The sequence below is a fragment of the Kitasatospora sp. NPDC087271 genome (assembly GCF_044744605.1).
Taxonomy (GTDB): domain Bacteria; phylum Actinomycetota; class Actinomycetes; order Streptomycetales; family Streptomycetaceae; genus Kitasatospora.
The window spans coordinates 23,801-47,652 of sequence record NZ_JBIUYQ010000007.1; the positions used below are offsets into that span (position 1 = coordinate 23,801).

At 72.7% G+C, this 23,852-nt stretch carries 21 protein-coding genes; 15 read left to right on the forward strand and 6 right to left on the reverse strand.

The features are described from left to right. The first annotated feature begins 174 nt into the window (after positions 1 to 174). The 3 genes from ACIO9K_RS13975 to ACIO9K_RS13985 all read left to right on the forward strand — a co-directional run bounded on the left by ACIO9K_RS13975 (position 175) and on the right by ACIO9K_RS13985 (position 2,172). On the forward strand, positions 175 to 597 hold the full coding sequence (locus ACIO9K_RS13975; protein WP_400329667.1) for a hypothetical protein: 423 nt from the start codon (positions 175 to 177) through the stop codon (positions 595 to 597). A 115-nt stretch (positions 598 to 712) separates the two neighbouring features. After that, entirely contained in the window at positions 713 to 1,165 is a 453-nt protein-coding gene (locus ACIO9K_RS13980) for an NUDIX domain-containing protein (RefSeq protein WP_400329670.1), read from the forward strand. A gap of 59 nt (positions 1,166 to 1,224) precedes the next feature. Further along, positions 1,225 to 2,172, forward strand: coding sequence for a hypothetical protein (locus ACIO9K_RS13985; protein WP_400329673.1), 948 nt, complete (start codon positions 1,225 to 1,227; stop codon positions 2,170 to 2,172). Positions 2,173 to 2,401: 229 nt separating this feature from the next. On the opposite strand, the gene ACIO9K_RS13990 is transcribed toward ACIO9K_RS13985, so the two are convergent. Next, on the reverse strand, positions 2,402 to 3,385 hold the full coding sequence (locus ACIO9K_RS13990) for a magnesium and cobalt transport protein CorA (protein ID WP_363618094.1): 984 nt from the start codon (positions 3,383 to 3,385) through the stop codon (positions 2,402 to 2,404). Positions 3,386 to 3,581: 196 nt separating this feature from the next. Here ACIO9K_RS13990 and ACIO9K_RS13995 point away from each other — a divergent pair, with 196 nt between their 5' ends. From ACIO9K_RS13995 to mshC, 6 genes are all read left to right on the forward strand, one after another. Beyond that, complete coding sequence (locus tag ACIO9K_RS13995) at positions 3,582 to 4,274, forward strand: MSMEG_4193 family putative phosphomutase (protein WP_400329678.1); 693 nt, start codon at positions 3,582 to 3,584, stop codon at positions 4,272 to 4,274. A gap of 328 nt (positions 4,275 to 4,602) precedes the next feature. Beyond that, positions 4,603 to 5,178 carry a DUF3090 domain-containing protein gene (locus ACIO9K_RS14000; protein ID WP_350878006.1) on the forward strand — a complete coding sequence of 192 codons (576 nt, stop codon included), beginning with the start codon at positions 4,603 to 4,605 and terminating at the stop codon, positions 5,176 to 5,178. Positions 5,179 to 5,234: 56 nt separating this feature from the next. Further along, entirely contained in the window at positions 5,235 to 6,020 is a 786-nt protein-coding gene (locus ACIO9K_RS14005; RefSeq protein ID WP_063350993.1) for an SCO1664 family protein, read from the forward strand. A 68-nt stretch (positions 6,021 to 6,088) separates the two neighbouring features. Further along, on the forward strand, positions 6,089 to 7,018 hold the full coding sequence (locus ACIO9K_RS14010; RefSeq protein WP_363618098.1) for an AraC family transcriptional regulator: 930 nt from the start codon (positions 6,089 to 6,091) through the stop codon (positions 7,016 to 7,018). 132 nt (positions 7,019 to 7,150) lie between these two features. After that, a complete protein-coding gene (locus tag ACIO9K_RS14015) occupies positions 7,151 to 7,990 on the forward strand; it encodes a carbohydrate-binding protein (RefSeq protein ID WP_363618100.1) in 840 nt (279 codons plus the stop codon). A 317-nt stretch (positions 7,991 to 8,307) separates the two neighbouring features. Continuing rightward, entirely contained in the window at positions 8,308 to 9,537 is a 1,230-nt protein-coding gene (mshC, locus tag ACIO9K_RS14020) for a cysteine--1-D-myo-inosityl 2-amino-2-deoxy-alpha-D-glucopyranoside ligase (RefSeq protein WP_363618102.1), read from the forward strand. A gap of 101 nt (positions 9,538 to 9,638) precedes the next feature. Here the strand turns inward: mshC and ACIO9K_RS14025 are convergent, their stop codons facing one another. Both ACIO9K_RS14025 and ACIO9K_RS14030 read right to left on the reverse strand, forming a co-directional pair. Further along, positions 9,639 to 10,589: a PAC2 family protein gene (locus tag ACIO9K_RS14025; protein WP_363583922.1), complete on the reverse strand. Its 951-nt coding sequence runs from the start codon at positions 10,587 to 10,589 to the stop codon at positions 9,639 to 9,641. A 370-nt stretch (positions 10,590 to 10,959) separates the two neighbouring features. Beyond that, on the reverse strand, positions 10,960 to 12,051 hold the full coding sequence (locus ACIO9K_RS14030) for a hypothetical protein (protein ID WP_400329685.1): 1,092 nt from the start codon (positions 12,049 to 12,051) through the stop codon (positions 10,960 to 10,962). Positions 12,052 to 12,194: 143 nt separating this feature from the next. Between ACIO9K_RS14030 and metH the strand changes: the two genes are divergently transcribed. The 3 genes from metH to ACIO9K_RS14045 all read left to right on the forward strand — a co-directional run bounded on the left by metH (position 12,195) and on the right by ACIO9K_RS14045 (position 18,533). Next, a complete protein-coding gene (gene metH, locus ACIO9K_RS14035; protein WP_363618106.1) occupies positions 12,195 to 15,701 on the forward strand; it encodes a methionine synthase in 3,507 nt (1,168 codons plus the stop codon). A gap of 154 nt (positions 15,702 to 15,855) precedes the next feature. After that, the gene (locus ACIO9K_RS14040; protein WP_400329688.1) at positions 15,856 to 16,560 is read left to right on the forward strand and encodes an HAD family hydrolase; all 705 of its coding nucleotides are present in this window, start codon (positions 15,856 to 15,858) and stop codon (positions 16,558 to 16,560) included. Positions 16,561 to 16,913: 353 nt separating this feature from the next. Further along, positions 16,914 to 18,533, forward strand: a complete 1,620-nt coding sequence (locus tag ACIO9K_RS14045; protein WP_363618110.1) for an ABC transporter substrate-binding protein — start codon at positions 16,914 to 16,916, stop codon at positions 18,531 to 18,533. Positions 18,534 to 18,621: 88 nt separating this feature from the next. On the opposite strand, the gene ACIO9K_RS14050 is transcribed toward ACIO9K_RS14045, so the two are convergent. Both ACIO9K_RS14050 and ACIO9K_RS14055 read right to left on the reverse strand, forming a co-directional pair. Further along, positions 18,622 to 19,293, reverse strand: a complete 672-nt coding sequence (locus tag ACIO9K_RS14050; RefSeq protein WP_063346919.1) for a response regulator transcription factor — start codon at positions 19,291 to 19,293, stop codon at positions 18,622 to 18,624. Further along, entirely contained in the window at positions 19,293 to 20,201 is a 909-nt protein-coding gene (locus ACIO9K_RS14055; RefSeq protein WP_063346918.1) for a RecB family exonuclease, read from the reverse strand. The genes ACIO9K_RS14050 and ACIO9K_RS14055 overlap by 1 nt, the downstream gene beginning before the upstream one ends. Before the next feature lie 168 nt (positions 20,202 to 20,369). Here ACIO9K_RS14055 and ACIO9K_RS14060 point away from each other — a divergent pair, with 168 nt between their 5' ends. The 3 genes from ACIO9K_RS14060 to ACIO9K_RS14070 all read left to right on the forward strand — a co-directional run bounded on the left by ACIO9K_RS14060 (position 20,370) and on the right by ACIO9K_RS14070 (position 23,326). Next, entirely contained in the window at positions 20,370 to 21,590 is a 1,221-nt protein-coding gene (locus tag ACIO9K_RS14060) for a site-2 protease family protein (protein WP_363618112.1), read from the forward strand. A gap of 45 nt (positions 21,591 to 21,635) precedes the next feature. Further along, positions 21,636 to 22,595 carry a tRNA (adenine-N1)-methyltransferase gene (locus ACIO9K_RS14065; RefSeq protein ID WP_350877994.1) on the forward strand — a complete coding sequence of 320 codons (960 nt, stop codon included), beginning with the start codon at positions 21,636 to 21,638 and terminating at the stop codon, positions 22,593 to 22,595. A gap of 125 nt (positions 22,596 to 22,720) precedes the next feature. Beyond that, positions 22,721 to 23,326 (forward strand): hypothetical protein, encoded by a 606-nt coding sequence (locus ACIO9K_RS14070; protein WP_363583908.1) that lies wholly within the window; start codon positions 22,721 to 22,723, stop codon positions 23,324 to 23,326. 13 nt (positions 23,327 to 23,339) lie between these two features. Here the strand turns inward: ACIO9K_RS14070 and ACIO9K_RS14075 are convergent, their stop codons facing one another. Next, complete coding sequence (locus ACIO9K_RS14075) at positions 23,340 to 23,645, reverse strand: ferredoxin (protein ID WP_363583906.1); 306 nt, start codon at positions 23,643 to 23,645, stop codon at positions 23,340 to 23,342. Positions 23,646 to 23,852 lie beyond the last annotated feature (207 nt).

Here is a 23,852-nt window from a genome sequence, read left to right on the forward strand (position 1 = left end):
CCGTTGCCGTGAGGTCCGCCGGTTCGTACCGGAGCAGGGAGAAGGCCAGTCCGCAGGCGATGGCCGCGTTGAGGGAGCAGTACCGGGCGGCGAACCCGACCGGTCGTGCGCTGACCTACCCGCTCGACCCGGAGTGCCCGTGCCCGAGGTGCACGGAGTTGAGGTCGGGCCGCAATGCCGCCGCTTGAACTGGTGGCGGCGCCCGGAGAGCCGAAGCCGGGCATGGTCATGCGCTATGAGGTGGTGGCGGCGGCGGGCTCCCATGTCCTGCGGGATGTGCTCCTGGGCGAGTTCTGCACCCTCCCGGACCTCTCCGGCAAGCCCGTGTTGCTCGCCTTCCCCGACGCCTACCACGCGCGTCTGTGGCTGATGACGGCCGACACCCGTAAGCAGTACGCGATGAACGCCACCCGCATCCGCGCCGAGCAGGGCAAGAAGCCGTTGCAGGAGCACGCCGGATGGCTGCGGTTCGACCTCTGTGCCCCCGCGCCGGCCGACCCGTCCAACGCCTCGGGCGGGGCCGATCCGGTGGCTGCCGAGGTGGCCCGACAGGCAACCCTGCATTCGGATCGCCTGTGGTGCCGGCACCAGCACTGACGCACTCCAATTGGTCTGATCATCACGGGATTTGGTGTCGGTGGGGTGGGGCGCGGGATCGTGGGCCGACCGCGCGAGCGGCGCGCGGTGGCCCGACCAATGAAGGGGCGAACCCATGAAGAAGATCGCTGCGAAGCTCTGGCGGATCATCCGGGGCCCGATGCAGTGGCGCGTTCTGTGGCTGTGGCACTCGAAGTTCATGGTCGGGGTCACGGGCATCGTTCGCGACGACGAAGGCCGGGTGTTGCTCCTCAAGCACCGGATGTGGCCGGAGGGTCGGCAGTGGGGGCTACCGACCGGCTACGCGGACAAGGGCGAGAGCTTCGAAGAGACGATCATCCGTGAGGTCAAGGAGGAGACCGGACTCACGGTGAAGGTGTGCGAGCTGGCGCACCTGAAGAGCGGATACAAGCTGCGCGTCGAAGTCGCCTACGAGGCGCTGTACGTCAGCGGACGGATCAAGGTCGCTTCGTTCGAGATCTTGGAGGCCCGATGGTTCTCACCGGACGAGCTCCCCGAGGGAGTGCAGGAGTCGCACCGACAGCTGATCAGCCGTCAGCGCTTCTGACCCTCGGTCGCTCGCTCACCCCCTCGTGTCTGGGGCCGAACGAGCACCTGGCCGGAGACGTGGCCGAGCGCGCCGAGCTGGCGCACCTGCTGGCCGCGCGCCGGGCGACGGCGGCGCTGGACCAGGCGCACCCGCACGTGACGTTCTCGCTGCTGCACTGGGTGCTGGACACCTGGGCGGACGAGTCGGCGCGGGAGGTGTTCCGGCAGGGGGCGGCGCTCCTGGCCGACCGCTACCGGGAGCTGGGGTTGAACCAGCTCCTGCCGATCGATCGGGTGTGGGTCGGGGTGCGCTCGACCCAGCCCGACGCGTTCGGCGGGTTCCACCACCCGAACCAGGGCTACCGGCACGAGCAGATGGCCTCCGTGATCACGAGGTACGGGCGGCTGAGTGACCCCCGGCTGACCTCGCCCGAACTGGTGGCGCTGGACCTGCTCCGCTCCTACGCGCATGACTGCCTGCACTGGGGGTCGTTCCGGGAGTACCGGTTCCAGGACGGGCACGTGGTCCGGAGCCGGTACGGGATCAACCGGCGTGACCCGCAGGGGCGCACCTACTCGGCGCGGGACCAGGAGGACGCCGTCTCGACCCGTAACCTCGGGATCGTGATGGAGGGGGCGACCGATCGGGAGGCCCGGACGATCGCCGCCACGGTGGCCGATCGGCTCGACCTGGCCGAGCGGATCGCACTGCCAGATCGGCTGGCCTTCCGTGACACCACCGGCCGCCTGGAGCCGTCCGACTTCGACCAGGCGGAGCCCGGCATCGCGACCCGCTTCCACCTGGCGATGGCCGGATACGAACACGGGGTCGGGGCGCGGTATCAGCGCTTCCTGACCGAGACGGGCGGGACCGATGCTGGCACGCTGCACGGCCTGATAGTGGCCGCGACGATCGGCGGGGACCTGTCCGGCCTGACCGCCTGGCTCGACCAGCGGCACGGTTCCCGGGCGTTCCCGCGCATCTTCCGCTCATCGGCCTACACCGGGCCGGACCCCGGCCAGTAGCCGCCCCTGGGCTGCCCGTCCGTGCGCCGTTCCCCCGTGGCGCACGGACGGGCGTACGGTCGGGTACGGCCGGAGTCCGGCCGCAACGAGGGCGCTGTCCTTCCAGGTGATAAACGAATCCGGCCCCGTCCGGCTTCACCCTGGACGAGCGGATCCAGGCGCTGCGCACCGGCGTCGAGGCCTTGGAGCGCGCCGGCCTGGCGTAGCGGTCCGGGGCCGTCGGGCGGCACTACAGCCAGTCGTGCCGCTTGAACACCCGGTGCAGCACTATGCAGACCGCGACCATCAGCGACAGCACCGCCGGGTACCCCCAGGGCTGGCGCAGTTCGGGCATGTCCTCGAAGTTCATCCCGTAGACGCCCGCGATCATCGTCGGCACGGCGGCCAGCGCCGCCCAGGCCGAGATCTTCCGCATGTCGTTGTTCTGCTGCACGCTGACCTGCGCCAGGTTGGCGTTGAGGATGTCGGACAGCAGCCGGTCCATGCCGTCGACCTGGTCGGTCACCCGGGCCAGGTGGTCGGCGACGTCCCGCAGGTAGGGCAGGGTCTCCGGTCGGATGTATGGTTCGCCGCCGCGGGCCAGGCGCAGCGTCGGTTCCAGCAGCGGGCCGGTGGCGCGGCGGACGGTCATCACCTGGCGCTTGTAGCCGTAGATCCGGCCGGCGGTGTCGCGGCCGACCCGGTTGGGGGCGAAGACGTCCGCCTCCAGTTCGTCCAGGTCGGTCTGGAGCCCGGTGGCCACGTCCATGTAGCCGTCGACGATGGTGTCGCAGACCGAGTGCAGCACCGAGCTGGGCCCGTAGCGCAGCAGTTCGGGCTGCTTCTCCAGCCGGGCCCGCAGGCCGGAGAGCGGGGCGTCGGCGCCGTGCCGGACGGTCATCACGAAGTCCGCGCCGAGGAAGACCATCACCTCGCCGATGGTCACCGCGTGGGCGCCGGGGTGGTAGCCGAGCGTCTTGAGGGCGACGAACAGGGAGCCCTGGTACGGCTCGATCTTGGGGCGCTGGTGGGCGCTGACGGCGTCCTCGACGGCCAGCGGGTGCAGGGCGAACTCCCTTCCGACGTGGTTGAGTTCCTCGGCGGTGGGCTCGAACAGTCCTATCCAGACGAAGCCGCCGGGCCCGGCGGCGCGGGCGGCGGCGAGCGCGCCGGCGAGGTCGTCGGGGGCCTCGATCCGGTGGCCGTCGTGGTAGCTGGCGCAGTGGACGATCATCGGGCCATTGTGGCCCGGGGAGGGGTGCCCGGGGCGGAGCCGGGCCAGGACGGCCTCGCGGGCCGGTTGCGGCGGCGGCCCAGGAGGGCCCGTACCCCGCCCGCGCGTTGCGCGCCCGCACCCCGCGCCGGCACCCGACGGCCGCAGCTCGCACCGACACTCCACGCCCGCGCCCGGAGGCCGTAGGCTGAGCCCCATGCCCACCCTGCTGCTCGTCCGCCACGGCCGCTCGACCGCGAACACCGCCGGAATCCTGGCCGGTTGGACGCCCGGCGTGGACCTCGACGACACCGGGCGCGCGCAGGCCGCCGCGCTGGCCGGCCGGCTCGCGGGGATCCCGCTGGTGCAGGCCGTCAGCAGCCCGCTGGAGCGCTGTCGGCAGACCCTGGAGCCGCTGCTGGCGGCCCGGCCCGAGCTGGGTCCGCCCGCCGAGGACGAGCGGCTGGGCGAGTGCCACTACGGCGAGTGGACCGGTCGGCCGCTGGCCGAGCTGGCCAAGGAGCCGCTCTGGCGCACCGTGCAGGACCACGCGGCCGCCGCGGCCTTCCCCGGCGGGGAGTCGTTGCGCGAGCTGAGCCACCGGACGGTCGGTGCGGTCCGGGAGTGGAACGAGAAGGTCGCCGCCGAGCACGGCGCGGACGCGGTCTGGCTCGCCTGCTCGCACGGGGACGTGATCAAGGCGGTGGTGGCCGACGCCCTCGGCCTGCACCTGGACCACTTCCAGCGGATCAGCGTCGAGCCCTGCTCGGTCACCGCGATCCGCTACACCCCGCAGCGGCCCTTCGTCCTGAGGATGGGCGACACCGGAGACCTCGGCTCGCTCGCGCCCAGGCCCGGCGCGGCCCCGGCCGCCCCGGCGGGCGACGCGGTGGTCGGCGGCACCGCCTGAGACGGTCGCCCCGCCTGACCCGCCTGACCCGCCTGGTACGACCCTGGCCTGACCGGCGCCACCCGACCTGACCGGAGCCGCCCGGCCCGGAGCCGCATCACGCGGGCGGGAGAGCCGCCGCACGCCGCTCCGCAGCGGCCGGCGGCACCACCTGAGCTGGCCGGTGCCACTGCGGCTCGGCTCCCCTGCGGGGGCCCGGAGGTCGTAGGGTGACTAACGAGCCCCGCCGCGTGGCGAGCCCGCGTCCGGGCCGCCGTACGGCAGCCCGAGCCATGACGTCCGAACGATCCCTGTGATCCCCACGACCGACACGATCCGGAGCGAGAGCGTGCCCCGTCAGGTCTTCTTCTACGACCAGCCCGAACGGTTCGTGGCCGGCACCGTCGGCCAGCCCGGCGCCCGGGCGTTCTACCTGCAAGCCAGCGCCCGGGGCCGGATCACCAGCGTCCTGCTGGAGAAGACCCAGGTGGCGGCGCTCGCCGAGCGGATCGACGAGGTCCTGGACGAGGCGCTGCGGCGCAGCGGCGGCGACGTCTCCATCCCGGCCGCCGCCCCGCAGGACCTGCTCGACACCGCACCGCTGGACCTGCCGCTGGAGCAGGAGTTCCGGGTCGGCACCATGGCCCTGGCCTGGGACAGCGTGGACGGCTGCCTGGTGGTCGAGGCGCAGGCGCTGATCGAGGTGGAGGAGGACGAGGACGAGGACAGCGCCGCGGCGGTCTTCGAGGACGACGACAACGGTCCGGACATGCTGCGGGTGCGGCTGTCCGGCGCGATGGCCCGGGTGTTCGCCAAGCGGGCGCTGGACCTGGTCTCGGCCGGCCGCAAGCCCTGCCCGTTCTGCAACCTGCCGCTCGATCCGGAGGGCCACCTGTGCCCGCGCGCGAACGGCTACCGGCGCTGAACACCGAGACCCCGCCCCAGGCGGATCCGGCGACCGCCGCCGCCCTCGCCGCCGACGTGCCCACCGCGCTGGAGCTGCTGCGCGAGGGCGAGTTGACGGTGCACGGGCGCCTCACCGAGGCGTCCAACGCCGCGCTGTACTGCACCGCCACGCACGGTTCGCTGAGCGCGCAGGCCGTCTACAAGCCGGTCGCCGGGGAGCGCCCGCTGTGGGACTTCCCGGACGGCACGCTGGCCGGCCGCGAGGTCGCCGCGTACGAGGTGTCGGCCGCGACCGGCTGGGCGCTGGTGCCGCCGACCGTGCTGCGCGACGGGCCGCACGGGCCCGGGATGGTGCAGCTGTGGGTCGAGCCGGATCCGCAGGCCGAGCCGCTGCTGGCCCTCCAGGACCCGCGCGGCCCGGAGCACGGCTGGCTGCCGATCGTGCGGGCCGAGGTCGGCGGGGGACGCACCGCGCTGCTGGTGCACCACGACGACCAGCGGCTGCGCCGGCTCGCCGTGCTGGACGCGGTGCTCAACAACGCCGACCGCAAGGGCGGCCACCTGATCCCGGCCGCCGACGGCCGGGTCTACGGCATCGACCACGGCGTCACCTTCAACACCGAGGGCAAGCTGCGCACCCTGCTCTGGGGCTGGGCCGGCGAGCCGCTGCCCGCCGAGGCGCTGGAGGTGCTGACCCGGCTCGCCGAGCGCCTGGACGGCGAGCTGGCCGCGCGCCTCGCCCCGCACCTGACCGCCGCCGAACTGGAGGCGACCCGCGCCCGGGTGGCCGGGCTGCGCCGCACCGGCCGGCACCCGCTGCCCTCCGAGGACTGGCCCTCGATCCCCTGGCCGCCGGTCTAGGGCCTGCGGACCGGTTCGGACCGGCTGATGGTCTGGACCTGTCCGCGAACCGGCAGCACACTGCTCCGATGGACGCGTTACGGACCACCCCCACCCCCCGTACCACGCCGGACCTGCCGCTGCACCGGCTACAGGTCCCGCTGCCGCACCTGCTCCCGTTCGCCATCGGGAGCTTCGACACGATCGGCCCGCTGTCCCGGGCGGGCTTCCCGCACCGGCACTCGTTCTACGAGATCGTCCACGTCACCGGCGGCCGCGGCGCCCACGTCCTGGACCTGGTCCACCGGCCGCTGGCGCCACCGCAGTTGTGCGTGATCACGCCCGGCCAGGTGCACTACTGGTCGGACGCGGACGAACTCACCGGCCAGGTCGTCCTGTTCAACGAGGACTTCCTGCTCCGGAACCCGCAGGACCTCGCCGCGCTGCGCACCCTGGCCACCCGCCCCGCGCTCGGGCTCGGCGAACAGGCCGGGCCGGTCGGCGCGTTGCTCGCCGACATGGAACACGAGTACCGCTCCAGGCAGCCCGGCTACCAGGGCGTGCTGCGGGCCAGTCTGCACATCCTGATCGTCCGGGCGCTGCGCGCCGGCCGGCCGGGGGAGCGGCCGTCGCCGCCCGGCCGTCCGACCGAACTGGCCTCCGCCTTCACCCGGTTGATCGCCGGCCCGGGCGGGGTGCGGCACTCGGTGGCGTCCAGTGCGCAGGAACTCGGCGTCTCGCCAGGCCACTTGCAGACCCTGGTCAAGCAGGCCACCGGCCGCACCCCGGGCGGGCTGATCCGGCGCCAGCAGACCCTGGAGGCCAAACGGCTGCTGGCCTGCACGGATCTGACGATTCGTCAGGTCTCGAAGGAGGCGGGCTTCGCCGACCCGGCTTACTTCTGCCGTTTCTTCCGGCGGGAGACCGGGATGACGCCGGGGGAGTTCCGGGCCCGGGTCGACGGAAATCACCACGATCCCCGGATCGCGTCCATCGCGGCGGCCCCGGACTGCCCGTAACTTTGCTGGTGGCCACCGGTGGCCGGTCCGGCGCGCGCGGACGGGCGGCCGGTTCGGCCCTTGTCATGCCCCCACCATGGCAAGGGCCGCCCCCCCACATCCACCCCACCCCCCACCCGAAGGAGAGGGCGCATGCCCACGCCCGACGGCATGATCAGCCGCAAGACCGTCCTGAAGGCCGCCGCCGCGCTCGGCGCCGCCCCGCTGCTGGTCGGCGGCGGCGTCGCGCTGGCCCGCGAGCAGGCCGGCACCGGTCGGCCCCCCGGCCTCACCCCCGAGTGCCACGACGGCGACGACCCCACCATCGAGCAGACCGAGGGCCCCTACTTCAAGCCCAACTCCCCACTGCGCAGTTCCATGGTCAACGACGGCCCCGGCACCCGGCTGACCGTCAGCGGCTACGTCTTCGGCCGCGCCTGCCGGCCGATCTCCGGCGTCCTGCTGGACTTCTGGCAGGCCGACGACAACGGCGCCTACGACAACACCGGGTTCACCTTCCGCGGCCACCAGTTCACCGACGCGAACGGCGCCTTCAAGCTGGACACGATCGTCCCCGGCCTCTACCCGGGCCGCACCCGGCACCTCCACGTCAAGCTCCAGGCGCCCGGCCGCCCGGTGCTCACCACCCAGCTCTACTTCCCCGGCGAGCCGCGCAACAGCACGGACACCATCTACGACGCCCGGCTGCTGATGAACGTCCGCCAGAACGGCCCGGGCCGTGAGGGCAGCTACGACTTCGTCCTGGACGTGCCGCAGACCCCGGGCACGCCGAGCCCGACCCCCACCGCCACCCCGACCGGAACCCCCACCGGAACGCCCACGCCGCCGAGCGGCAGTTGGAAGCCCGGGGCCTCGTACAACGCGGGCGACCGCGTCACCTACTCCGGTGCCTCCTACCTCTGCCTCCAGGCGCACACCGCCATGGTGGGCTGGGAGCCGCCGAACGTGCCGGCCCTCTGGCAGCGGTCGTAGCGGCTCCGGCCGCGTCCCCCGGGGTGCCGGGCGCCCGGTCGGCGGCAGGGTCGACCGGGCGCTCAACCGTGTCCGAAAGCCTGCCCGAAGCCTGTTGAAAGCCCGCCCAACGCCTGCCCGACGCCCGCCCGAAGCCTGCCCAACGCCTGCCCGAAGCCCGCCCGAAGCCTGCCGCATGCCTGCCGGAAACAACGCCGGTCCCGTCAAGGTCCGTTCCTTATCAGTCGGGAAGCGGTCCGGCAATGACAGGAAGCGAATCCAGTCGATCTTGTGTACTGGTTAGGCTTTCAAATGTTCGCAAGGTTAAAGTCGGTTCCATGCATGCCTGGCCCGCCTCCGAGGTTCCCGCCCTGCCTGGTCAGGGGCTCCCCCTCCGTATCTTCGACACCGCAGCGGGCACGGTCCGTGAGGTCGTGCCGCAGGACGGCACCGCCCGGATCTACGTCTGCGGCATCACCCCCTACGACGCGACCCACATGGGCCACGCCGCCACCTACAACGCCTTCGACCTGGTGCAGCGCGTGTGGAAGGACGCCGGCCACGACGTCCTGTACGTCCAGAACGTCACCGACGTGGACGACCCGCTGCTGGCCCGGGCGGTCGAGACCGGTCAGGACTGGGTGGCCCTCGCCGAGCGCGAGACGGCCCTGTTCCGCGAGGACATGACCGCCCTGCGGCTGCTCCCGCCGGCCCACTACATCGGCGCCGTCGAGTCGATCCCGTGGATCGTCCCGCTGGTCCAGAAGCTGCTCGCCAGCGGCGCCGCCTACCAGGTGGACGGCGACATCTACTTCTCGGTCGACTCCGACCCCCGCTTCGGCCAGGTCTCCGGCCTCGACCGGGAGGCCATGCGCCCGGTCTTCGCCGAGCGCGGCGGAGACCCGGACCGCCCGGGCAAGCGCCACCCGCTGGACGCCCTGCTCTGGCTCGCCGCCCGCCCGGGCGAGCCCGCCTGGGAGACCGAACTCGGCCACGGCCGCCCCGGCTGGCACATCGAGTGCGTCGCCATCGCGCTGCAGTACCTCGGCATGTCCTTCGACATCCAGGGCGGCGGCAGCGACCTCTCCTTCCCGCACCACGAGATGGGCGCCTCGCACGCCCAGGTCGCCACCGGCGCCCACCCGTACGCCAAGGCGTACGTGCACGCCGGCATGGTCGGCCTGGACGGCCACAAGATGTCCAAGTCCCGCGGCAACCTGGTCTTCGTCTCGGCGCTGCGCCGCGAGGGCGTCGACCCGGCGGCGATCCGCCTGGCGCTGCTCTCGCACCACTACCGCGAGGACTGGGAGTGGACCAAGGCGACCCTGGACGAGGCCGTCGAGCGCCTCGCCCGCTGGCGGGCCGCGGTCTCCCGGCCGGACGGCCCGGCCGCCGAGCAGCTGCTCGACGAGGTCCGTACGGCGCTCGCGGACGACCTGGACGCGCCCGCCGCGCTGGCCGCCGTCGACCGCTGGGCCGAGCGGCAGGAGGCCGGGGGCGGCACCGACATGGGTGCGCCCGGCCTGGTCAGCCGCACCGTGGACGCCCTGCTCGGCGTCGCGCTGTAGGACCTGCCCCCCTCGACACGCCGAAGGGGCGTCCGGACCACGCGTCCTGACGCCCCTTCGGCGTTGTCCGGGGCGGGCCCGGGGCGGGCCCGGGGTGGCGGCTACTCCTCGTCGCCGTCCTGGCTCTCCCGGGCCGAGCCCGGGGACTCCGGCTCGGCCGGCCGCTCCGCCGTGGCGTGCCCGGCCACCGGCTTCTCGCCGGTCGGTCCGACGTTCTCCCGGCGGCGCAGGTAGCGCTCGAACTCGCGGGCGATCGCGTCGCCGGAGGCCTCCGGCAGCTCCGCGGTGTCCTGCGCCTCCTCCAACTGCTGGACGTACTCGGCCACCTCGCTGTCCTCGGCGGCCAGCTGGTCCACGCCCAGCTGCCAGGCCCTGGCGTCCTCGCCGAGCTCGCCCGGCGGGATGCGCAGGTCCAGCAGGTCCTCCAGCTTGTTGACCAGGGCTAGCGTCGCCTTGGGGTTCGGCGGCTGCGCGACGTAGTGCGGCACGGCCGCCCAGAGCGTCACGGCCGGGACCCCGGCGTGCGTGCAGGCCTCCTGGAGCACCCCGACGATGCCGGTCGGGCCCTCGTAGCGGCTCTCCTCCAGGTCCAGCCGGCGGGCCAGCTCCGGGTCGGAGGTGACCCCGCTGACCGGCACCGGGCGGCTGTGCGGGGTGTCGCCGAGCAGCGCGCCCAGGATCACCACCAGCTCGATGCCGAGCTCGTGCGCGAAGCCGAGCAGCTCGTTGCAGAACGAGCGCCAGCGCATGCTCGGCTCGATGCCGCGCACCAGGACGACGTCCCGGGTGGTCGGCTCGGTCACCCGGATCACCGAGAGCCTGGTGGTCGGCCAGGTGATCCGGCGGATGCCGCCGTCCAGCCAGACCGTGGGCCGGTTGACCTGGAAGTCGTAGTAGTCCTCCGCGTCCAGGGCGGCGATCACCTTGCCGCCCCAGGTGTCGTCCAGATGTGCCAGGGCCGCGGAGGCGGCGTCGCCCGCGTCGTTCCAGCCCTCGAAAGCGCAGACCATCACCGGGTCGATCAACTCGGGAACATCTTCCAGCTCGATCACCCAGCGTCTCCCTCCGGTCGGCGGTCGAACCTGCGCCGCCTCGGCTGGCCTGCCGGGGCGCCGACGGGTCGGCTGCCGACTGTCGAACCTCTCGTCACCCATGGAACGCCTCGCCCCATGGTCCCTACCTGCCCAGCCTACGGGCTTTGATGCGCACCGCGGCCGGGCACCGGGACAGTCTGGGGGAGCGTGCCGCCCCGATCCAGCGGATATCCGGACGGTCCGGGCTGACGGGTCGTCAGCTCCTCCGGAGCGGGCGCGGACGGTGTCCGGGCGGCGACGCGGCGCGACGGCGCACCCTTCCCGCACGCGCCGTTCCCGCACGCACTCTTTCCTCGCGCGCCGTTCCCGCACGTGCCGCCGGAACCCCTCAGGCGTCCACCCACCCGCGCCGGTACGCGGCCCAGTGCTCCGGGGTGGCGGCGAAGTCCACGTAGAGCGCGACGCCGAAGTTCCGCCGCCCCGGGTCCTGGCGGCCCAGGCCCAGCCGGACGCCCCGGACGGCGGCCGGCACGGTCTCGGCGTCACCCCGATGGCCGTGCCGGTCGTCCCAGAAGAACGGCAGGCCGATCAGCAGGTCCACCCCGGCCGGGGTGGCCTCCAGCGCCAGTTCGGTCTGCAGGGCGACGTAGCCGCCGTACAGCGGCTCGGTCGGCATGCTGGTGTCGTACGCCATCACGGCGACCTGGTCGACCCGGCGGGCGGTCTCGGTGAAGTACGCCTGGTCCCACCACTTGCCGTGGTCGGTGAGCAGGATCCCGGCGGTGTGCAGGCCGGGCACCGGGTCGAGCTGCGGGGCCGCCACCGAGAGCGCGGCGCCGTGCTCGGCCGTGACCGGGCGGACCTGGTCGAGCAGGGCCAGCCAGCCGGCGCTGCCGGGCCGGATCGGTTCCATGTCGAAGTGCACGCCGTCGAAGCCGAGGTCCAGGACCTGCCGGGCGGAGGCGGTGACCCGGTCCCGGGTGGGGGCGTCCTCCAGGTCCAGGGCGTCCTTCTCCGGCTTGACCTCGTCGCCCAGCCAGCTCTGCACCCGGACGTCCGGCAGCGCCCGGTGCACCGCGTCGGTGAACCAGCGGGCCCGAGGGTGGACGGCGGGCGGCAGCGAGCCGTCGTGTTCCAGCGGGCCGGTGTGCACGTACAGGTCGCGGACGCCGGTGCCGGCCAGCTGTCGCACCAGCGCGGCGACGTCGGCCTCGCCCTTGCGGCCGTCCACCCAGGCGTGGCCGAGCCAGAGCGCGTCCCGGCCGCGGGTGCGGGCCTCGGCGGACGGGTCGCCGGTGTAGTGCAAGCGGATCGCGACGAAGGCCGAGCCGAGCGCGGCCGCCGGCACGGCCGCCGCGAGGCCCAGTGCCAGCAGCGCCCGGTGCCACCGGGACCAGCTCCGCCAGCGCTTGCGCAACGCCCGGAACGGGGCCGCCAGGGCCCCCGTGACGCGTCGCGCGACGGTCGGGAATCGGCCCACGCGGTTGCTCCCCCCTTGCGGTCGAACGCTCAGGATACGGAATGCGACCGCAGGCCGGGGCGCGGGCCGGATACCCTGGCCACGTGCGGGCCCGAGTAAGCGGGCCCGCAAAGCCGACAGCCGTCGCACCAGGGAGAAGCCCCATGGCCACTGCAGCCAATCCGTCCATCACTCAGCAGAGCCGCGCGAACGCGCTGCGTGAAGCGCTCGCCACCCGGGTGGTGGTCGCCGACGGTGCAATGGGCACCATGCTCCAGGCACAGGATCCGACGCTGGAGGACTTCCAGAACCTGGAGGGCTGCAACGAGGTCCTCAACGTCACCCGGCCCGACATCGTGCGCTCCGTCCACGAGGCCTACTTCGGGGTCGGCGTGGACTGCGTCGAGACCAACACCTTCGGCGCCAACTTCTCCGCACTCGGCGAGTACGAGATCGCGGATCGCATCTTCGAGCTGTCCGAGTCGGGCGCCCGGATCGCCCGCGAGGTGGCCGACGCCCACGCCGCCGACGGCCGCACCCGCTGGGTGCTCGGCTCGATCGGCCCCGGCACCAAGCTGCCCACCCTCGGCCACGCGCCGTACGAGACGCTGCGCGACGGCTTCCAGCAGAACGCGGCCGGCCTGATCGCCGGCGGCGCCGACGCGCTGCTGGTCGAGACCAGCCAGGACCTGCTGCAGACCAAGGCCGCCATCCTGGGCTGCAAGCGCGCCCTCGCCGAGGCCGGGCTGGACCTGCCGGTGCTGGTGCAGGTGACCGTGGAGACCACCGGCACCATGCTGCTCGGCTCCGAGATCGGCGCCGCGCTGACGGCCCTGGAGCCGCTCGGCGTCGACTACATCGGCCTCAACTGCGCCACCGGCCCGGCCGAGATGAGCGAGCACCTGCGCTACCTGGCCAAGAACGCGCGGATCGGCCTGTCCTGCATGCCGAACGCGGGCCTGCCGGTGCTCGGCAAGGACGGCGCCCACTACCCGCTCTCCCCGTCCGAACTGGCCGACGCGCACGACGTGTTCACCCGCGAGTACGGCCTCTCGCTGGTCGGCGGCTGCTGCGGCACCACGCCCGAGCACCTGCGCCAGGTGGTCGAGCGGGTGCAGGGTCGGCCGGTCACCCCGCGCACCCCGCAGCCGGAGTCCTCGGCGTCCTCGCTGTACCAGGCGGTGCCGTTCCGCCAGGACACCTCGTACCTGGCGATCGGCGAGCGCACCAACGCCAACGGCTCGAAGAAGTTCCGCGAGGCGATGCTGGCCGGCGACTGGCAGGCCTGCGTGGAGATCGCCCGCGAGCAGATCCGGGACGGCTCCCACCTGCTGGACCTGTGCGTGGACTACGTCGGCCGCGACGGCGTCGCCGACATGAAGGAGATCGCCGGCCGGCTGGCCACCGCCTCCACCCTGCCGATCGTGCTGGACTCCACCGAGCCGCAGGTGCTGCGGGCCGGCCTGGAGGCGCTCGGCGGCCGCGCGGTGCTCAACTCGGTCAACTACGAGGACGGCAACGCCCCGGACTCGCGCTTCGGCCGGATCGCCTCGCTGGCCCGCGAGCACGGCGCCGGCCTGATCGCGCTGACCATCGACGAGGAGGGCCAGGCCCGCACCGCCGGCAAGAAGGTCGAGATCGCCGAGCGGCTGATCGCCGAGCTGACCGCCGACTACGGCGTCGACGAGGGCTCGATCCTGGTGGACTGCCTCACCTTCACCCTGGCCACCGGCCAGGAGGAGTCCCGCCGGGACGGCATCGAGACCATCGAGGCGATCCGCGAGCTCAAGCGCCGCCACCCGGCCGTGCAGACCACGCTGGGCCTGTCCAACATCTCCTTCGGCCTCAACCCGGCCGCCCGGGTGGTGCTGAACTCGGTCTTCCTGCACGAGTGCGTGGAGGCCGGCCTGGACTCGGCGATCGTGCACGCCTCCAAGATCCTGCCGATCTCCCGGATCCCCGAGGACCAGCGCGAGGCCGCCCTCGACCTGGTGTACGACCGCCGCCGGGACGGCTACGACCCGCTCCAGCACCTGCTGGAGCTGTTCGACGGCGTCTCCTCGGCCTCGGTCAAGGCGTCCAAGGCGGAGGAGCTGGCCGCGCTGCCGCTGGACGAGCGCCTGCAGCGCCGGATCATCGACGGGGAGCGCAACGGCCTGGAGGCCGACCTGGACGAGGCGCTGGCCGGGCGGCCCGCGCTGGAGATCATCAACGACACCCTGCTGGCCGGCATGAAGGTGGTCGGCGAGCTGTTCGGCTCCGGCCAGATGCAGCTGCCCTTCGTGCTCCAGTCCGCCGAGGTGATGAAGACCGCGGTGGCCCACCTGGAGCCGTACATGGAGAAGTCCGACAGCGAGGGCAAGGGCACCATCGTGCTGGCCACCGTCAAGGGCGACGTCCACGACATCGGCAAGAACCTGGTGGACATCATCCTGTCCAACAACGGCTACAACGTGGTCAACCTGGGCATCAAGCAGCCGGTCTCGGCGATCCTGGACGCCGCGCAGGAGCACAAGGCGGACGTGATCGGGATGTCCGGCCTGCTGGTGAAGTCCACCGTGATCATGAAGGAGAACCTGGAGGAGCTCAACCAGCGCAAGCTGGCCGCGAGTTACCCGGTGATCCTGGGCGGCGCCGCGCTCACCCGGGCCTACGTCGAGCAGGACCTGCACGAGATCTACGAGGGCGAGGTCCGCTACGCCCGGGACGCCTTCGAGGGCCTGCGGCTGATGGACGCGCTGATCGCGGTCAAGCGCGGCGTGCCCGGCGCGAGCCTGCCGGAGCTCAAGCAGCGCCGGCACGCCCGGGTCGAGGTGGTGGAGGAGCCGGAGGTCAACCTCGGCCAGATCCGCTCGGACGTCACCGTCGACAACACCGTGCCGACCCCGCCGTTCTGGGGCGACCGGATCGTCAAGGGCATCCCGTTCGCCGACTACGCCTCCTGGCTGGACGAGGACGCGCTGTTCAAGGGCCAGTGGGGCCTGAAGGCGGCCCGCAGCGGCGAGGGGCCCTCGTACGAGGAGCTGGTGGAGACCGAGGGCCGGCCGCGGCTGCGGATGTGGCTGGACCGGCTGCAGACCGAGGGCTGGCTGGAGGCGGCCGTGGTCTACGGCTACTACCCGGCCAACTCCAAGGGCGACGACCTGATCGTCTTCCACGAGGACGGCACCGAGCGGACCCGCTTCACCTTCCCCCGCCAGCGGCGCGGGCGCCGGCTCTGCCTGGCCGACTTCTTCCGCCCGGAGGAGTCCGGCGTGCGGGACGTGGTCGGCCTCCAGGTGGTCACCATGGGCAACCGGATCTCGGAGGCGGCGAACGAGCTGTTCGCCGACAACTCCTACCGCGACTACCTGGAGCTGCACGGCCTGTCGGTGCAACTGGCCGAGGCGCTGGCCGAGTTCTGGCACGCCCGGGTCCGCTACGAGCTGGGCTTCTCCGGCGAGGACCCGCAGGACGTCAAGGACATGTTCGCGCTCAAGTACCGGGGCGCCCGCTTCTCGCTCGGCTACGGGGCCTGCCCGGAGCTGGAGGACCGCGCCAAGATCGCCGAGCTGCTGAAGCCCGAGCGGATCGGCGTGGTGCTCTCCGAGGAGTTCCAGCTGCACCCGGAGCAGTCCACCGACGCGATCGTCATCCACCACCCGGAGGCGAAGTACTTCAACGCCCGGTAACCCCGGCGCCTCGTTCCGTTCGCTCTTTTCGGGCGAACCGGGCGTATCCTGGATGATCCTGAACGGGCCGGTCCGCTCACCAGCGGGTCGGCCCGTGCCATCCCCGGGGGGCGCTCGAACGCGCCCGGGGGGTACCGACGGAAGGACTCCCGCCATGACCACCACCTCCACCGCCACCCGGGTCCTCGACCACGGGGACGGCCGCGGCCTGCAGGCGGTGCTGCTGGACATGGACGGGACGCTGGTGGACACCGAGGACTTCTGGTGGCAGGCCGAGGTCACCCTGTTCGCCGAGCTGGGCCACGCGCTGACCGACGAGGACCGGGCCCAGGTGGTCGGCGGTCCGATGACGCGGGTGATCGACTACCTGGTCGACACCACCGGGGTGGACCTCGCCCCGGCGGACCTGACGGTGCTGATCAACCAGCGCTTCGTCGACCTGCTGGCGGGCGGCGTGCCGCTCATGCCGGGCGCCGAACGCCTCCTCAACACCCTGGCCGCACACGGGATTCCGGCCGTCCTGGTGACCGCCTCGCACCGGCACGTGGTGGACATCGTGCTGCGCTCGCTGGGCTCCCACCACTTCGCCTTCACGGTCGCCGGGGACGAGGTGCCGCGCACCAAGCCGCACCCGGACCCGTACCTGGAGGCGGCCCGGCGGCTGGGCGCGGACCCGGCCCGCTGCGTGGTGGTCGAGGACGCGCCGACCGGGGTGCGGGCGGCCGAGGCGGCGGGCTGCCCGGTCGTCGCGGTGCCCTCGGTGGCGCCGATCGAGCCGGCCCCGGGGCGGCTGGTGCGCTCCTCGCTGGAGCAGGTCGATCTTGAACTGCTGCGCTCGCTGGTCGCTTCGCGGGTGTGATTGTCATCTCATTGCGAGGGTGGTCTACTCGCCGGTAAGCAGCCGGATCCGGCCACCGCCGACGGCCGCCCGGGGAGAAAAAGGGCATTGCCTGACAACTCGTCGGGTGTTTCGCGATGCCCTCAACCACCGTGTCCCAAACGTCATCTGCACGGGTATCGGTCGTGCGTGTTCGATATGGCACGCTACTCCAGTTCGTTCCCCTCCCTCGCGCCCTGCCACCGCCGACGACGGGCAACCCCGTCCCGCCCGCGGTCGTACGGGCGCCAGGCCCGCGCACGCCTTCCGCACCGGGAGCGCCCTCGACGCGGGCCGCCGGCCCCGGTCGGACCGCACCCAGAAGGACGCGCCCCGTGAAGACTTCAGCTGAACGCCTGGCAGCACTCGGCTGCGCCGGTCTTGTCGCCGTGACGGCGGCAGGCTGCGGATCGGTCACCGACGCCGTCAAGGGGGACGGCGGCAAGGCGATCGTCATGGGCACCACCCAGCTCACCGGCGTGCTGGACCCGGCCGCCGCCTACGACTCCGGCTCCTGGCTGCTGCTGCGCAACACCTTCCAGTCGCTGCTCACCTTCCCGGCGGCCTCCAGCGCCCCCTCCCCGGACGCCGCGCAGTCCTGCGAGTTCACCGCGGGCGACGCCACCCAGTACCACTGCACCATGCGGACCGGCCTGAAGTTCTCCAACGGCCACCCGCTGACCGCCGCCGACGTGGTGTTCTCGATCGAGCGCACCAAGAAGATCAACGACCAGAACGGCGCGGCCCCCCTGCTCTCCTCGATCAGGAGCGTCGAGGCCAAGGGCGACACCGAGGTGATCTTCCACCTCTCCACGCCCGACGCCACCCTGCCGGCCAAGCTGGCCGGCCCGGCCGGCGCCATCCTCGACCACCAGGCCTACCCGGCCGACAAGGTCGTCCCCAACGACAAGCTGATCGGCTCCGGCCCGTACCGCTTCGAGACGGTCGAGGTCATGGGCGGCAACGGCGACACGGCCAAGCAGCTGGGCAAGGTCGTCCTGGTGCCCAACGACAAGTACAGCGGCGAGGCCAAGCTCCGGAACAGCAAGTTCACCATCCGGTACTTCGACAAGCCCGCCGACCTGAAGGCCGCGCTGGACAAGGGCGACGTCGACCTCACCGACAACAGCCTGGACCCGAACACCGCCGCCCAGATGCACTCCGACCAGCAGGGCGGCAAGACCGACCTCCAGGTCGTCGAGGGCGACAGCAACGACACCCGCTCGCTGGTCTTCAACACCAAGGACCCGGTCGCCGGCAACGTCGCCGTCCGCCAGGCCGCCGCCCAGCTGCTCGACCGCAAGTCGCTCGCCCGCGACGTCTTCGCCCGGACCGTCCAGCCGCTGTACGCGATGGTCCCGGCCGGCGTCACCGGCCACACCACGGCCTTCTTCGACCGCTACGGCGACCAGGACAGCGGCAAGGCCAAGAAGATCCTCACCGACGCCAAGGTCCAGCTCCCGGTCAAGCTCACCCTCACCTGGTCGCGCTCGCGGGCCGGCAGCGCCGAGCCCGAGACCCTGAAGAAGCAGTTGGAGGCCGGCGGCCTGTTCCAGGTGACCGTCCAGACGGAGCCGGACTGGGACAAGTACCGGGCCGGCTGGTCCGAGGGCCGCTACCAGGCGTACCTCATCGGCTGGTTCGCCGACTACCCGGACCCGGACAACTACATCGCCCCGCTGCTCATCGACGGCGGCGCCTACCACCACGGCTGGGACGACCCGAGGATCAGCCAGAAGCTGGTGCCGGACGGCCTCAAGCAGGCCGACCGCAGCGCCGCGGTGGCCGGCTACGCCCAGATCCAGCAGATCGTCGCCGAGAACGCGCCGCTCATCCCGCTGTACCAGAACAAGGGCTTCTTCGCGTCGCGTTCGTACATCATCGGCGTCGAGTCGACCATCGACACCACCGGCGTGTTCCGCTTCTGGGAGATCAGCCGCAGCGCCGGCAAGTAGACGACCGGACGACACCCCTCAACACGGCGGCCCGCCCGCCTTCCCCCAGGGTGCACGGGGAAGGCGGGCGGGCCGTCGGCTACAGGGTCTACAGGGCGCCCGGGCGCACCAGCCCGCTCTCGTACGCGTACACCGCCGCCTGCACCCGGTCGCGCAGCTGGAGCTTGGTCAGCACATGGCCGACGTGCGTCTTCACGGTGGTCTCGCTGACGAACAGTTCGGCCGCGATCTCCGCGTTCGAGAGCCCGCGCGCCACCAGCTTCAGCACCTCCAGCTCGCGCTCGGTCAGCGCGCTCAGCGCCTGCGGCGGCGCCTCCTCGCCCGAGGGCAGCTTGGTGGCGTACATGTCCAGCAGTCGGCGGGTGATGCTCGGCGCCAGCATCGCCGCGCCGTCCGCCACCACCCGGATCGCCTGCACCAGTTCCTCCGCCGGGACGTCCTTCAGCAGGAAGCCGCTGGCGCCCGCGCGCAGCGCCTCCACCACGTACTCGTCCAGGTCGAAGGTGGTCAGCACCAGCACCTTGGCCGGGCCGTCCCGCCCGGGGCCGGCGATCCTGCGGGTCGCCTCGACGCCGTCCATCCTGGGCATCCGGATGTCCATCAGCACCACGTCGGGCTGCAGCGCCCGCACCTGGTCCAGCGCCTGCTGACCGTCGCCGGCCTCGCCGACCACGACCAGGTCGGACTCGGCCTCCAGGATCATCCGGAAACCGGTGCGCAGCAGCGGCTGGTCGTCGACCAGCAGCACTCGGATCGTCACTAGGACTCCTTGCTCATCTGATCCCCCGTGGGATCGTCTTCGTCAGACGTACGCGACAGCGGCAGCGGGTACGGCGGGGGAGTGCCGCCGAACTCCGGGCAACTGGCCTGGTGGTCGCACCAGTCGCAGAGGCGGTTGCGGGTCGCCGGGAACTCCCCGGTGGCCACCGCGTGGGTGATCCGCTCCCAGAGCGCCCGCAGCTTGCGCTCCACCGCGAGCAGGTCGGCCTCGTCCGGGTCGTAGCTGACCACGTCCCCGCCCCCGCCGAGGTAGACCAGCTGGAGCCGCTTGGGGACGACACCCTTCCAGCGCCACACCACGAGCGCGTAGAACTTCATCTGGAACATCGCCTTGCCCTCGAAGTCCCGCGAGGGCGCCCGGCCGGTCTTGTAGTCCACCAGCCGGACCTCACCGCTCGGGGCGACGTCCACCCGGTCGATGTAGCCGCGCAGCAGCAGCCCCGACTCCAGGGCCGTCTCCACGTACAGCTCGCGCTCCACCGGGTGCAGCCGGGTCGGGTCCTCCAGCCGGAACCACTGGCCGACCAGCTTCTCGGCGTCCGCCAGCCAGCGGGCGAGCGCCGCGCCGTCCGGATCGTCCGGGAACAGCGAGCCCAGCTCCGGGCGCTCGCCCAGCAGCCGCTCCCACTGCGGGCGCAGCAGGCCCAGCGCCCGCTCCGGCGTCCGCTCGGTCGCGGGGCTGTCGAAGAGCCGCTCCAGCACCGCGTGCACCAGCGTGCCCCTGGTCGCCGCCGCGCTCGGCGGCTCGGGCAGCCGGTCGATCACCCGCAGCCGGTACAGCAGGGGACAGGTCAGGAAGTCCCCCGCCCGGGACGGGGACAGGCCGGTCGGGGGCGCCGCCGGGCGCGCCGGGGCCCCGGCGGCGCTGGTGGTGTCGGTCTGCTGCATGCCTCCGACCCTATTGCCCTTCGCTGTCATCCCGCTGCCACGGTGCTGCCACACCGCGCGGCACAGTGGGTATGAAGCCGGACAGAGGGCCGCACGCCACCGGAGGGCCGCGATCACGTAGCGTGGGCGCACCGGGGCACGACGGGGCAGACGACCGAAGGGATCACGGTGAGCGACAGCAGGGGGCAGCAGACCTCCGACCAGCCACCGCAGGACGACGGCGGCCGCCCGGCAGGGCGACCGCCCCGGCCGCCCGAGCGCGGCAGCGGCCTCCTGGTGGGCCGCCCCTTCGGCGTGCCCATCTACGTGACCCCCTCCTGGTTCGTCATCGCCGCGCTGATCACCTGGGTGTTCGGCGGCCAGCTCGGCGACGTCCTGCCGGACCTCGGCGCCGCCCGCTACCTGCTCGCGTTCTTCTTCGCGGTCGCCTTCTACGCCTCCGTCCTGGTGCACGAGCTCGCTCACACCCTGGTCGCGCTTCGCTACAGGCTCGGTGTACGGCGGATCCAGCTCCAGTTCTTCGGCGGCGTCTCGGAGATCGAGAACGAGGCCGAGAGCCCGTGGCGCGAGTTCTGGCTGGCCTTCGTCGGCCCGCTGCTCTCGCTGGTGCTCGGCGGCGTGTTCTTCCTCGCGATGCAGGCCGTGGAGCTCTCCACGGTGCCCGGGGTGCTGCTCACCGGGCTGATGGTCTCCAACCTGGTGGTCGCCGCGTTCAACCTGCTGCCCGGCCTGCCGCTGGACGGCGGCCGGATGCTGCGCGCGGTCGTCTGGGCGATCAGCGGCAAGGCGATGACCGGCACGGTCGCCGCCGCCTGGGTCGGCCGGGCGCTGGCCGTCGCGGTGCTGGTCGGCCTGCCGCTGTTCAGCGCCGCCCGCGGGATCGAACGCACCACGACCGACACCCTGGTGGACGCGGTGCTGGCCGCCGTCCTCGCCGCGATCATCTGGAACGGCGCCACCGGAAGCCTGCGCAACGCCCGGCTCAAGGAGGTGCTGCCCGGCCTGCGGTTGCGCGAGCTCGCCCGCCGGACCGTCGAGGTCACCGCCGACACCCCGCTCGGCGAGGCGCTGCGCCGGGCCCGCGAGGCCCAGGCCGGCGCGGTCGTGGTGGTGGACGGCCGGGGCGACCCGATCGGCATCGTCCGCGAGTCCGCCGTCCGCGCGGTGCCCGAGCACCGCCGCCCGTGGGTCGCCGTCGGCCCGCTCGCCCGCGACCTCGAACCCGGCCTGCGGCTGGACGCCGACCTCGGCGGCGAGGACCTGCTGCGCGCCGTCCAGGCCACCCCGGCCGGGGAGTACCTGGTGGTCGAGGCGGACGGCCGGGTGTTCGGCGTCGCCGCGCTCACCGACATCGAGCAGCGCCTCACCGCCGCCGTCGCCGGCCGGTGATCACCCTGGTCGGGCGGACCGTCCGCTTCCCTTAGGATTGACCGCATGTCCGAACCGACCGGTGCCACCCGCCGACGCGGGCCCTTCCAGGTCGGGGACCAGGTCCAGCTGACCGACCCCAAGGGCCGCCACTACACGTTCACGCTCCAGGCCGGGAACCAGTTCCACACCCACAAGGGTGCGTTCCCGCACGACGAGCTGATCGGCGCCCCCGAGGGCACGGTCGTGCGCACCACGGGGAACGTCCCGTACCTCGCGCTGCGCCCCCTGCTCCCCGACTACGTCCTGTCCATGCCGCGCGGCGCCGCCGTGATCTACCCCAAGGACGCGGGGCAGATCCTGGCCATGGCCGACATCTTCGCCGGCGCCCGCGTCGTCGAGGCCGGTGTCGGCTCGGGCGCGCTCTCCACCTACCTGCTGCGCGCCGTCGGCGACACCGGCATGCTGGCCTCGTACGAGCGCCGGCAGGACTTCGCCGACATCGCCAAGGGCAACGTCGAGCGCTACTTCGGCGGGCCGCACCCGGCGTGGAAGCTCACCGTCGGCGACCTCCAGGACAACCTGGTCGAGGCCGACGTCGACCGCGTCATCCTCGACATGCTCGCCCCCTGGGAGTGCCTGGACGTCGCCTCCAAGGCGCTCGTACCCGGCGGCCTGATCTGCTGCTACGTGGCGACCACCACGCAGATGTCCAAGACCGTCGAGGCACTGCGCGACCACGGCACCTTCACCGAGCCGCAGGCCTGGGAGACCATGGTCCGCACCTGGCACCTGGAGGGCCTGGCCGTCCGCCCGGACCACCGGATGATCGGCCACACCGGCTTCCTGCTCACCGCCCGCCGCCTCGCCGACGGCGTCGAGCCGCCGCTGCGCCGCCGCCGCCCGGCCAAGGGCGCGTACGGCGAGGACTACGACAACGGGGGCTCGGAGCCGAGCCTCCAGGAGCGTGCCGCGGCCCGTGCCGCCGCCCGCGCCGTCGAGACCGAGCAGCCCGACCTGGGCTGACCGGGATCGCTTCCCAGGGGTGGTACGAGCCTGCTCGTGCCACCCCTCGGCATTCCGGCCGCCGGCGTGTGGGACGATGCTCGCGCACGCAGACCAGCTCCTGGGAGCACTGGAGGGGACGCCTGGTGGAGACCGCGGTCGGGACGACGGCTGGACAGCAGACACCGCGGGGCCGCACCGGGCCCGGGCACGCGCGCACCGCCCCCTGGCACTGGGCCCTGGCCCTGGCCGGCTGCGGCGCGGTGGTGGCCGCGGCCCTCGCCGCCAGCCCCGCCACCGGCACCCCGGTGCCCGTCCACGGCACTCCCAAGGCCCTCGGGGCGAGTGCCGCCCCCGACCCGGCCAAGGCCCAACTTCCGCTCGACTGCGGCCCGTTCCCGGTCGCGACGGCCATCAGCATGCCGGCCGACCTGGGCGACGGACGGCCCGGCACGGTCGTCGCCGCGCACTGCGCGGCCGAGAACGGCACCCCGCCGGACGCCGTCTACCTGCTCGGTTTCGGCCCCGGCGACCGCCCGGTGGTGCTGGCCACGCTCCTCTCCGAGCGCGAGAACCTCACCCTCGGCCGGCTCGCACTGCGCTCCGACGGCGCCATCACCGGCCACGCGCAGGGGTATTCGAGCGACGAGGTGCCGCGCTTCCGTCCCGACATCTCACTCGACCTCACCTGGATGCGCAAGGGCGGCGGCTGGGAACGCTCCCAGACCGCCGCCCCGGTCAGCCAGACCTGAGGGGGAGGACGCGTCAGTCCGCGTCCGGCCCGTACACCTCGACCCGGTCGGTGACCCGGCGCACGTGGATGCAGTCGCCGGGGCACTCCTTCGCCGAGTCCACCACGTCCTGAAGGATCGTCAGCGGCACCGGGGCGGTCTCCCCGGGCTGCTGGCGCAGCTCGTCGTCCGGCCCCTTCACGTAGGCGAGGCCGTCGATGTCCAGCTCGAAGACCTCGGGTGCGTACTGCACGCAGATGCCGTCGCCGGTGCACAGATCCTGGTCGATCCACACCTCCAGCTGTTCGGCCGCCGCGGCCGTCTGCTCGGTTACCGACATGGTCCCCTGCCGTTTCTGTCCCGGGTCGCCCTTTTCCGGGGCAATCCCGCCATTCGTACAACGATCGGACCCAGGCGCCCGGTCGCGATCGGATATCACTTCGCTCGACGATACATCTGGCCCGCTTTGGGTGGTGAGCGGTGGGTATCCCCTTAGCAGAGGGGAAGCACGCTGGGGCGAAGATCGGACACGCCCGTTCCATCTTTC